We start from the raw sequence: 11,614 nt of genomic DNA on the forward strand, positions 1-11,614 counted from the left end.
GATCATATATAGATATAAATAGAAGTGGGGCGTAATATTCGAATGAACCAAGTCCAAATAGGGGTTTGTGGTTGGGGAGACCATGTTCTGACTACGCAAGTGTCAAAGACCAAAGATAAATTAGTGGACTATACAAGTCACTTTCCTATTGTGGAATTAGATAGTACTTTTCACGCGATTGCGGCTGTCGAACGTGTAGAGAAATGGGTAGAGCAGACACCAGAAGCGTTTCGCTTTCTGGTAAAGCCGTATCGAGAGCTTACGGGACATGGACGACCGAGTCATTTTCCTGAGAGATCTTGGGAAGAGATCGTGAAGGCTGTCAAAGAATCGTTTGAACCCATGCGGTTAGCAGGGAAATGTGAATTGATGCTCTTTCAATTTCCTCCTTGGTATGATTGTTCACAAAAACATGTTCGATACATACGGAAAGTAAAAGAAGCATTTTCAGAATACCGTTTAGCCATCGAGTTCCGCAACCAAAGCTGGTTTAGTGAGTCGATGTGTGATCAAACGTTGCAGTTCTTAACAGATGAGAAGTTGGTTCATGTGGCATGTGATGAACCACAGGCTGGAATTCACTCTGTTCCAATCGTGGCGGCATCCACTCATCCGACATATAGTGTAGTAAGATTCCATGGGCGGAATAAAGCAGGTTGGGATCAGCCTGGGAACCCAAATTGGCGTGATATTCGCTATGCCTATGACTACTCAGATGAAGAAATCTCGGAGTGGGTTCCCAGGATACAAAGTTTAGCGACAAGTAGTAGAGAAGTATATGTACTATTTAATAATAACTCACAAGGGCATGCTGTCAAAAGTGCAAGGAAGATGATGAAACAGCTAGGCATTTCCTATGAAGGGCTTGCACCGAGGCAGTTAAGTTTACTGGACTGGATGGAGTAATCACATGGATGATATCTTGATATGGGGATCGTTATTATTAGTTGGTTATGTGGCAGGTACAATTGGAAGTATTGTAGGGCTTGGCGGCGGCATTATTATTGTTCCAGCGCTGCTGTATTTAGCTCATTTTTTTCCACCTTTTCGTATGATTAGCCCTCCGATGGCTGTGGGAACCTCCTTATTTTTAATTGTTATTACCTCCCTCTCTTCGACTCTGAGCTTTCACAAACAAAAGAGAATAGACTTTACAAGCGGATGGCTCTTTTTTCTGGGATGTGGTCCGGGTGCCATGATAGGTGCGTACTTATCACGTTACCTACAATCTAACTTCTTTCTCATTGGTTTTGGCATCTTTATGTTAGTGATCTCTTTTGTTCTTATAATCAAAGACCGAATTGGATGGATGAGATATACGGGGTCTCAGGTGAGGACTCATACGGATCCGGATGGACATACATGGACCTATGGATATAATCGGTGGCTTGTGTTAGGGATGTCTTTTCCCATCGGGATTCTTTCAGGGCTCTTAGGGATTGGCGGTGGTGCGTTGATGGTTCCTATCATGCTCATTGTGTTTCGATTTCCGCCGCATGTGGCTACCGCTACCTCGATGTTTGCGATTTTTTTATCGTCTATTCTGGGGAGCGGTATTCAGGCTTTTCAAGCACATATTCATTGGATTGCGGTCTTGCTATTAGCCCCCGGCTCTTGGCTTGGAGGGAAAACTGGAGCTTGGATTTCATCTCGTTTGGAGAGCAAACATCTGCTACGGGCTTTTGAAACGTTACTAGTGGTTATTGCGATTAAGATGATTTATGACGGATTTACCTTGTGAGGAGGGTCCTTATATGAGGCATGTAATTCGTCTTTACCATACCAATGATCTACATAGCCATATGGAGGAAATGGCGCACATTCATAGCTTTGTGCTACGGAAGAGAGAGGAAGCGATGCAGAGGGATGAGTCGTTTCTTCTCGTTGATTTAGGGGATCATGCGGACCGATTTCGTATGGAGACAGAAGGAACGATGGGGATAGCAAACCGTAGGATTTTGGATTATACGGGCTACGATATCGTAACGTTAGGAAATAATGAGCTATTAACGATTTCAGCTGTAGATCTGGATAAGATGTATCATCAGTCTTCCTTTTCGGTGGTAAGTAGTAACGTTCGTCAAAAGGGAGATCAACAGCTCCCTGATTGGCTTACGCCTTGGGAGATTAGAGAAGTAATGGGAGTGCGTATCGCTTTTTTAGGTGCTACGATCCCCTATCCATTGGTTTATGACTTGCTCGGTTGGGATGTAGATGATCCGATGACCTGTATTGCAAGAGATGTAGCCTTGTTACGTTCACAAGTAGATGTGATCGTGGTTCTCTCTCATTTGGGAATTTTTTGGGATCGTAAGATTGCCACGATGATTCCCGATGTGGATATCATTATAGGAGCTCATACACATCATCTGTTAGAGGAACCAGAGCGTATCGGTACTACGATGATTGTAGCGGCAGGGAAATTTGGAGAGTATATCGGTGAAGTGCAGATTATCGTTGATCCAAGTACAAATGCGAAACCTTGTTTTGATGCTTGTGTCCATTTGATGAAGTTAGAAGAGCCTTCTGCAGAGATGTCCTATTTTCTCCACAGTTTACGGATGGAGGCGAAGCGTGATATGACGAGACCGATTGCGCAATTAGAGGAAACGCTCCCCATCTCGTGGAATAAGGAATCCATATTTGCTAATTTGCTCGCTGATGAGCTTCGGACATGGACGGGTGCCCCTATTTCTTTGGTAAATAGTGGTGTATTATTAGGGCCTTTAGTGGCAGGGGTGGTTACTTGGGAAAAATTACATGAGCTCTGTCCCCATCCGATTAATCCAGTAATAGTCGAGATTTCAGGAAGGGCTATTCGAGAGGCATTAGAGCAATCCCTGCAACCATCTTATCAGAATAAAAAAATCCGAGGATATGGGTTTCGTGGGAAGATACTTGGGTCACTAGCGATATCGGGGTTGCAGGTGGTAACTGCTCGTACTCCTAGCGGGGAGCATGGTGTACAAGCTATCTATGTGGGGGATGAGCGGTTAGAGGATGATCATCGTTACCAGTTAGCTACGATCGATATGTTTACTTTTGGCTCAGGATATGTCACCTTAAAAGAGAGTGATTTACTGAGATACTATGTGCCCGAGTTTTTACGGGATCTCTTAAAGGATGCGATTCAAGATTCCTCCAAAATTGAGAAAGCAAAAGAAAAACGTTGGTTTTCGAATGCTTCTTATGAGACAGATTGTGGTACACTCACATGATATAGAACGAATAGCATGTTTTTGATAGAAAAAGGAGGACTCCTCTTGAGTTTCGTAAATGATATTTATGAACTTTATCGTGATCAGCTTTGTGATGATGAAGATGATGTGATTACCATCGTCCTAAATCTGTTAGAAGACCAATCACGTGAAAATATGGTTCAACTCATTCAAAATATGGGTGATGAAGAAGTAAATCAGATGATGGGGATTTATCTGGTTGAGATGTTGAAAATGAAGATGGTACAAGACGGGAAAATTTCTCCGTATAAGCCAGCTCCAGTCATTCCAACACGTATTCATTAACGTTGAATAGGGAACTTATGTTTCATCGGCACTCTTTGGGCGGGATCAACATATAAATAGTATATAGATCCGTAAAAGGGGTGTTTGATTTGATTCAAATGAAACCAATACATATTGGTGAATCAGTCGCACTAGGCATAGAAGTGAAATTACCCAAAACGACTCTTCTCGTCATTACTACAGATAAAGGGTATATTATGTGCGGTGCATTGGATGTAGGTTTATTAAACGAACGGTTAGGCGATCGTCAGATTGTTGCTGCTCGTGCTGTGGGCGTGAAGACATTGGACGAATTGCTAAGTGCACCTCTGGAGTCTGTGACCCACACAGCTGAAGATTTCGGGATCATTGCGGGCATGGTTGGAGAAGAAGCGCTTATACGAATGATGTAATCGAAATGAATAGATGGTAGGCATAGAAAAGAGCTTTTTTGAACTGCATGAGTGTCGTTCAAAAAAGCTCTTTTCTGTTGTGTAAATAAATTTACTGTAACAACTGCTTTAGCTCTAGTGATTCTTTATGGGGCAGTAGGCCATATTTTGTATCAAGTGTTATTTCTGCTTCCCAGTTATCATTAAACCAAATGTAGTATTTTTTCTCTTTAGGTACATCGGTGCTTTTCTCTTTTGAAAACCAAAGCTGGAAATTTTCTGGTTTCGTTCTTGCAGGAGTAGAAGATTTCCAGTTAATTAAACCAATATATTGGTTGATACGATCGATTTTGCCCTTGTCTGTAATCTGCTTTTTCTCACTCATGGCGTCGTTCACTTGTCTTTCTTGATAAATGACTAGTTCATTTGTACTGTTGCAACCCACGATGATGGAGATCATAGACATTACAAGGAATAGAATGAACAACTTTTTCTTCAACGTAATCCCGCCTCTATACATGATTGATAGTATAATTTCCTATAAACTTCGTTCATATACAGGGCTTCTTTCCTACTGTTTGCAATTGGTTTGCAATTTGGTTGCAAATTAACTTTTTGACCCGTAAAAAGCTCGATAAAGCTTTGTTATGTAATCTTGAAAATCCTTGAAAACAAAGGAAAAAGCACCCTCATAATGAGAGTGCTTTCTCTTATAGTCCGAATTAACGAACGTTCAAACGATGAACGTTAGCAGATTGTGGACCACGGTCTCCCTCAACGATGTCGAACTCAACTGGCTCGCCTTCTTCGAGAGTTTTGAAACCTTCGGTTTGGATTGCGCTATAGTGTACGAATACATCGCCACCGTCTTCGCGCTCAAGGAAACCATAACCTTTATCAGCGTTAAACCATTTTACTTTACCCTTCATGCTTGGGGCCTCCTTCTTCATTAAAAAGCGGACAAACAGTCAAGCGTTTAAACCTATTGATGAACCTATTGTTTCAACGTACAAGAGGCCACACAAGGTGAAACTTGATTCCCAACCACTTTTTAACGTAATACACGTATCCTACCATACAACGGGAAAAATAACAACAAAAGCAGAAAAAGAAAATGTGATTTAAAACAAATGCTGATACGGCTGTAGATCAATTTGTTTTTTTTGTAAGGTTTCTTTTAGCCATTTGTGATCTCTTTTTGGAGTGGCTAGGATATATCCACGGATGATGTGTTCTTCTTTTAATTCCTCAGCTTTCTCAGCCAAGGCAATCTCCCCTATTTTGCCAGCAATTTTGTGTTTGGCTATATCACGAAATAATTCGGGAACGGGAGCAACGAGATCCCGAAGAAGGGCTTTTTTCTCTTCTGTCCAGAGATGTAGTGTTTCATTGATATAGTGCTCCTGCCAATCGAGCTCAGAACGGCCATCTTGTTTGGGTAATCGTTTAAGAAATTTACGGAACATAAAGTATCCACCGATACACATAACCCCAAAAAGTGCTACCCAAAACAAGGTGTAGCCCCATTGAAGCCATAGGGATTCTACCATGTTTCTCACCTCTACTAACTAAATGACTTCTTACTTGTTTTACGTTTAGTCTACTGGTTTTATTATATCGGGCATAGAGGCGAAAAAACAACACTGGGCTACGGGGAGCCAGTGTTGTTCGAATTTATCTATTGAAGGAAGTTTGTGATCAGTTTGTAATCACACCCACTGAGGTTGGAGCAGAGCCTACGGTAATGGTGGTGATGATCAGATGTGAGTTTCCATCGAGTACAGAGACATTGTCATCTACATTATTGACTGCAAAGATTTGATTGGCAATGAGGTCTACGCTCATTCCGATTGGATTGTTGCCTACGGGAATAGTTGTGACGACAGTATGAGTATTTCCACTGATAACAGAGACGTTATTATCAAGCCCATTGGCTATATAGATACAGTTTGTGTGGGAGTTTACTCCGATCCCGGTGGCGCTGTCTAAAAATAGCATGCTTCCTACAGGGATCGTGGCGAGGATGGTGTGGGAATTTCCATCTATGGTTGAGATGGTATCATCGAGACTATTAAGGACATAGATACAATTGGAGAGTGAGTTTATTCCCATGTGTGTGGGGCTATTTCCTACAGGAATCACGGTGGATACTGCAAAGGTCATTCCATCGATGACGGAGACTGTATTATCAACGGCATTCGCTACATAGATCCGGTTCGTAACAGAGTTTACACTCACCCCTTCGGGACCTGTGCCCACTGGAACCATAACAAATACAGTATGGGTGATGCCATCGATTACATAGAGATTATTTTTGGATTGAGTAATTCCATAGATTCGATTTCTAGCAGAGTCAACGCTCAATATAGATAGTTCTACTCCTACTGTAAACGTGGAAACGACGGTATGAGTATTTCCATCAATGACAGAGACGGTACTATCGTCAAAATTGGCTACATAGATCCGATTCGTGGTGGTGTTTACTGCTACTCCTTTGGGGTTAGAGCCTACTGGTACCGTTGAGACGATCATATGAGTCATTCTGTCGATGATAGAAACATTATTGCTACCAGAATTGCTGACATAGATGGTTGATATAGGGGTATCCGAAGGCCCTGTAGGTCCCGTTGCACCTGTGAAAGAGGCAGATCCAGCAGGTCCAGCAGGTCCTTGGGGACCCGCTGGGCCCGTAGTACCCGTTGCGCCAGTGGGAGAGGCAGATCCAGTGGGACCCGCTGGTCCTTGAGGTCCAGCTTCTCCGGTGATCCCGGGAGTACCCATTTCCCCCGTAGGTCCTGTAGCACCAGTGGAAGAAATAGATCTAGTGGACCCCGGCGGTCCTTGAGGTCCAGTAGGTCCGGTGATTCCGGGAGAGCCCATTTCTCCCGTAGGCCCTGTAGCGCCAGTGGAAGAAATAGATCTAGTGGACCCCGGCGGTCCTTGAGGCCCAGTGGGTCCGGTGATTCCGGGAGAGCCCATTTCTCCCGTAGGCCCTGTAGCGCCAGTGGAGGAAATAGATCTAGTGGATCCCGGCGGCCCTTGAGGTCCCGTAGGTCCGGTGATTCCGGGAGAGCCCATTTCTCCCGTAGGTCCTGTAGCGCCAGTGGAAGAAGTAGATCTAGTGGGACCGGGCGGTCCTTGAGGTCCAGTGGGTCCTGTGATTCCGGGAGAGCCCATTTCTCCCGTAGGCCCTGTAGCGCCAGTGGAAGAAATAGATCTAGTGGGACCGGGCGGTCCTTGAGGCCCAGTGGGTCCTGTGGTCCCAGGAGAGCCCATTTCTCCAGTGGGTCCTGATACCCCCAATACCATCCTTGTTTTGAATAGTTGAGTCCAGATGGATCCGATAGCTCCTGATAACCTAGTCGTTCTCACTGGTCTTTGAGATGTTGACTCTGGCATTACATCGCCCGTGTCCGCTATCGGACTGGTCGTCTCGTCTATGTCTGTTTCATTTGTTGCTTCCATTATATCGGTATATGTTTTCGGTCTCGAATTGGAAGAATCAGGTGTCGTTTCACTGGATAATGGGTCGGATGGAAGATCGGTTTTATGTGTAGAGGATATAGAAATAACTTTATCTTCATCTGGACTTATGGATGTTTGGAGTAGAGTGCTGTCTGTTGTAAATGCTTCTGTCTCTCCGATGGATCCTGTCTGTTTTGTTGATTCCACTTGTCCTGTGATGCTAGTGGTACGAATTGTACTGGATATACCGATTCGGGGCTCTGGGGTACGCGGTATACGGAGAACACTCTCTAACTTTTCTAGCAGAATCCACTCTTTTTTCGCTAATTCACGAATCGAATCGCGAACACTTTTATTAATTAAGAGTACGTCACTAATGGTAGCAGGTTGGGGAGAAGTAACTCCTGGTAAGTTTTTTAAGACATACTGTATCTTCTCACCCTCAGCATTGATAATGTGACTAAGCCCTATCTCTTCCATTGCGATCGAGGCTAATAACAGATTGATCGCATTGTCTCGGGTAATCGAGATGGTAGGGCTAATATTAGGAACATTGGCTTGGGACATCTCCTCACCTCACTAGGCATCCGTCTATTTGTTTCTAGACTATTCGCATGTGCCCAGTGAGGTGCAATGTGTTCATATTAATTTTGCCATAGAAAAAAGCTCATCGACGGGGGATGAGCTTTTTATTAGATTTCATTTATATATTTATTAGAAGAGGAAGTGGACAGCTAGAACGATCAGGCTCCACATTGGAATACTTAGTAAAAGTCCGTTTAATAAGCCAGTCATTTCTCTCATTGCTGTTTCCTCCTAAAGATTTGTCCGTTTTGTTTTGATACTTGTATTCTACATGGCGGATTAAAGCCTGTCTCATGTTTCATCTATTTGTAATGTAAGTGTAATGTTACAGTGATATATATGACATACGGCAACAGATTCGTTGCAAAAACAGGTTCGCTGTATGATAGAGCGATCTGACCACCTCTCCAATATTGAGTTAAGCAGGAAACATGGTACAATAGACTGGAATCATTTTGATGTTACGGAGGAATTTAGCGATATGATCACGGTGCAAAATGTAGGCTTACGTTTTGGCGGACGGAAGCTTTTTGAAGATGTAAATGTGAAGTTTGTCCCGGGCAACTGCTACGGAGTAATTGGAGCCAACGGTGCTGGGAAATCTACTTTTTTGAAGATTTTAGCTGGAGAAATTGAACCGAACACAGGAGATGTCATCATGACTCCAGGGGAAAGACTTGCTGTTTTAAAACAGGATCATTTCCAATATGAAGAGTTTGAAGTATTACAAACGGTTATTATGGGGCATGCTCGCTTAGCTGAGATTACCCGCGAAAAGGATGCTCTCTATGCAAAAGCTGACTTTTCTGAGGAAGATGGCATGCGTGCAGCTGAATTAGAAGGCGAATTTGCCGAGTTAAACGGCTGGGAAGCAGAGTCAAATGCTGCTATCTTACTATCTGGACTTGGGGTTTCAGATGATCTCCATTATAAAAAGATGAGCGAATTAGATGGTGGTCAAAAGGTGAAAGTGTTATTAGCGCAAGCACTTTTTGGTAAACCAGATATCTTACTACTCGATGAGCCAACGAACCACTTGGACTTAGAAGCGATTCGTTGGTTGGAAGATTTCCTAATGAATTTCGAGAATACCGTTATTGTAGTAAGTCATGACCGTCACTTTTTGAATGTGGTCTGTACTCATACTGTAGATATTGACTTCGCTGAAGTTAGACTTTACGTAGGTAACTATGATTTTTGGTATGAATCCAGCCAATTAGCACTAGCGCTAGCTAAGGAGAAGAATAAAAAGGCAGAGGAAAAGAAAAAGGACCTCGAAAACTTTATTGCCCGATTTAGCTCTAATAAATCAAAAGCGAAGCAAGCTACATCACGGAAGAAAATGCTTGAAAAGCTGAATGTAGAAGATATAAAACCGTCCTCTCGTCGCTATCCATTTATTAACTTTGAACAAGAGCGTGAGGCAGGGAACGATTTAGTACGTGTAGAAGGTCTGAGTAAGTCAATTGACGGCGAACAAGTGTTGAAGGATGTACGTTTTACTCTCAATAAAGGTGATAAAATCGCACTCGTTGGTACAAATGAGGTGGGGAAATCAACCTTATTAGAAATCCTATCAGGTGAGATGGAACCAGATGCTGGAGAGTACACATGGGGAATTACGACAACCCAATCTTATTTCCCAAAAGATGTGTCGAATTATTTCCAGGGAAATGAAGAATCTCTTGTCGATTGGTTGCGTCCTTACTCGAAAGATCAGACAGAGACCTACCTTCGTGGGTTCCTAGGTCGAATGTTGTTCTCGGGCGATGAAGTGTTGAAGAAGCCAAGCGTTCTCTCTGGGGGAGAAAAGGTACGTTGTATGCTCTCACGGATGATGCTAAAAGGTGGCAATGTGTTATTGATGGATGATCCAACCAACCATTTGGATTTGGAGTCGATTACCGCACTGAATAAAGGCCTAATCAATTATCAAGGAACCATCTTGTTTATCTCTCATGACCATGAGTTCGTGCAAACTATCGCGAATCGTATTATTGAAGTAAAACCGGATGGTACGATCTTCGATAAGCAGATGACGTACGATGAGTATGTAGAAATGAAGATTGCAGAAGGTAAAAATAAGTAACCAACTTGTGGGAAACCAGCTTAAATGAGGGCTGGTTTTTCATATTGAGTTAGAAAAAAGAAGGAGAAACCGATGGAACAGCATGAGAACTTTCCAATCAAAAGCCGTATTTCGCCTCAGTTTGACCCTTGGGATGCATGGCAAACTCGCATGGCCAAAGGACTCTATGAGTTAACGAGTGTCGAATTTACGGTAACGAATTTATGTAATTTACGTTGTGAGCACTGTGCGGTGGGAGAAGAATTGGTTGAGAGAGAAGGGGCTGCGATTCCGGTCGAGTTATTAATTCGGAGACTGGATGAGATTGATTCGTTACAAACGATCAGTATTACGGGTGGGGAACCGATCGTAAGTCCGAAAGTTGTGAAGGAAACCATTCAACCGTTATTGAAGTATGCAAAATCGAGAGGGATTTATACACAGCTGAATTCCAATCTCACTTTACCTCTTTCACGTTATGAAGATTGGATTGAGGATTTAGATGTTCTTCATATTTCATACAACTACAGAGATGTCCAGGATTTCCACCGGATTGTTTTTGCAAAAATGGGTCGAGAAGTGGATATAAAAGCAGCTGAGACCTTGTTTGAGCGAATGAAAGAAAACTCACGGGCGTTAGCAAAGGCGGGTGTATTTGTTTCGGGAGAGTCTTTATTAAGTCCATTTACCTCTCAATTTATTGATCAAATGCATCACGACTTAGTGGAGATGGGGTGTGCACGGCATGAAGTTCATCCTCTTTATCCGAGCGACTTTGCCCGTCATGCGGATCTGATCTCATTAAAGCAATATGAAGAAGCAATCCATCGTTTACTAGCAGTTCGTGATCCGAACACATGGATTTTGTTTGGAACTCTTCCTTTTTTCCCATGCAGTGACGATCGCGAACATCGTGCTCTTTACACTCAGTTGCACGAAATGCCTAACGTCACAGTTCGTCAAGATCCTGATGGACGCAACCGTCTAAATGTAAATGGTTTTACCGGAGATATCATCGTAACGGACTTTGGAGATGTCCCATCTCTAGGTAACATCCACCAGGATCGATTATCAGATATCTTTGATCGATGGCTCGAGCATCCAGTAGCGAAAAAGTATCATTGCTACTGCGAACAAGCAAAATGTACAGGTCCTAATATCCTAGTGGCTAACGCTTATTATGATAACTGGGATTTTACAAAACGCAGTGCTGAAGGGTTAGTGAAGATTGTATAAAGGTGAGCTGTGGTCAGATATATTGCCCCGGGATTGCTCTAAAAAATTGACTGTTAGTCGACTTAAAACACTCTTTACAAACATAGAAGCATATGTATGTAAAGAGTGTTTCTTTATGTTCAAGACAAAAATAACACTCAAATAAAGATACATTCATTTTTTAATAGAAAGGAGATAAGACAGACGTATTCTCCATTTTTCGAAGCCCCTATCCCATTGTTGTAAAGCGATACAGGAGTTGTCAATAAACTACAAAAAATACGAAAAGTTGTTGAAAAAGACAGTTAATTTGTAATAAGATAAGGAAAGAACTAGAAATTGTACCGTGGTGATAACATGAAATTGATGCGCTTCTGTTGGTTCAA

General features: G+C 42.7%; 11 protein-coding genes. 7 read left to right on the forward strand and 4 right to left on the reverse strand.

All coding sequences use genetic code 11. The annotated features are described in order from the left end of the window. The first annotated feature begins 42 nt into the window (after positions 1 to 42). The 5 genes from J2Z48_RS03330 (at position 43) to J2Z48_RS03350 (ending at position 3,916) form a co-directional block, all read left to right on the forward strand. Positions 43 to 906, forward strand: coding sequence for a DUF72 domain-containing protein (locus J2Z48_RS03330; protein WP_307251033.1), 864 nt, complete (start codon positions 43 to 45; stop codon positions 904 to 906). Between the two features lie 4 nt (positions 907 to 910). Then, positions 911 to 1,741, forward strand: a complete 831-nt coding sequence (locus J2Z48_RS03335; RefSeq protein ID WP_307251035.1) for a sulfite exporter TauE/SafE family protein — start codon at positions 911 to 913, stop codon at positions 1,739 to 1,741. A 13-nt stretch (positions 1,742 to 1,754) separates the two neighbouring features. Further along, entirely contained in the window at positions 1,755 to 3,218 is a 1,464-nt protein-coding gene (locus tag J2Z48_RS03340) for a bifunctional metallophosphatase/5'-nucleotidase (RefSeq protein ID WP_307251037.1), read from the forward strand. Positions 3,219 to 3,263: 45 nt separating this feature from the next. Continuing rightward, positions 3,264 to 3,524 carry a DUF6154 family protein gene (locus J2Z48_RS03345; protein WP_307251039.1) on the forward strand — a complete coding sequence of 87 codons (261 nt, stop codon included), beginning with the start codon at positions 3,264 to 3,266 and terminating at the stop codon, positions 3,522 to 3,524. Between the two features lie 98 nt (positions 3,525 to 3,622). Then, complete coding sequence (locus tag J2Z48_RS03350) at positions 3,623 to 3,916, forward strand: YunC family protein (protein WP_370872873.1); 294 nt, start codon at positions 3,623 to 3,625, stop codon at positions 3,914 to 3,916. Between the two features lie 91 nt (positions 3,917 to 4,007). Here J2Z48_RS03350 and J2Z48_RS03355 read toward each other — a convergent pair whose 3' ends face one another. The 4 genes from J2Z48_RS03355 to J2Z48_RS15710 form a co-directional block, all read right to left on the reverse strand. Then, entirely contained in the window at positions 4,008 to 4,394 is a 387-nt protein-coding gene (locus tag J2Z48_RS03355; protein ID WP_307251042.1) for a hypothetical protein, read from the reverse strand. Positions 4,395 to 4,617: 223 nt separating this feature from the next. Beyond that, the gene (locus J2Z48_RS03360) at positions 4,618 to 4,824 is read right to left on the reverse strand and encodes a cold shock domain-containing protein (protein ID WP_072333201.1); all 207 of its coding nucleotides are present in this window, start codon (positions 4,822 to 4,824) and stop codon (positions 4,618 to 4,620) included. A gap of 192 nt (positions 4,825 to 5,016) precedes the next feature. Next, positions 5,017 to 5,445, reverse strand: coding sequence for a DUF2621 family protein (locus J2Z48_RS03365; protein ID WP_307251046.1), 429 nt, complete (start codon positions 5,443 to 5,445; stop codon positions 5,017 to 5,019). Between the two features lie 148 nt (positions 5,446 to 5,593). Next, positions 5,594 to 7,927: an alpha-helical endospore appendage domain-containing protein gene (locus J2Z48_RS15710; RefSeq protein ID WP_370872859.1), complete on the reverse strand. Its 2,334-nt coding sequence runs from the start codon at positions 7,925 to 7,927 to the stop codon at positions 5,594 to 5,596. 499 nt (positions 7,928 to 8,426) lie between these two features. Between J2Z48_RS15710 and J2Z48_RS03375 the strand changes: the two genes are divergently transcribed. Next, on the forward strand, positions 8,427 to 10,034 hold the full coding sequence (locus tag J2Z48_RS03375) for an ABC-F family ATP-binding cassette domain-containing protein (RefSeq protein WP_307251421.1): 1,608 nt from the start codon (positions 8,427 to 8,429) through the stop codon (positions 10,032 to 10,034). A gap of 72 nt (positions 10,035 to 10,106) precedes the next feature. Further along, positions 10,107 to 11,249, forward strand: coding sequence for a radical SAM/CxCxxxxC motif protein YfkAB (yfkAB, locus tag J2Z48_RS03380; RefSeq protein ID WP_307251048.1), 1,143 nt, complete (start codon positions 10,107 to 10,109; stop codon positions 11,247 to 11,249). Positions 11,250 to 11,614: the final 365 nt, after the last annotated feature.

Source organism: Croceifilum oryzae (assembly GCF_030814315.1).
Lineage (GTDB): Bacteria > Bacillota > Bacilli > Thermoactinomycetales > Thermoactinomycetaceae > Baia > Baia oryzae.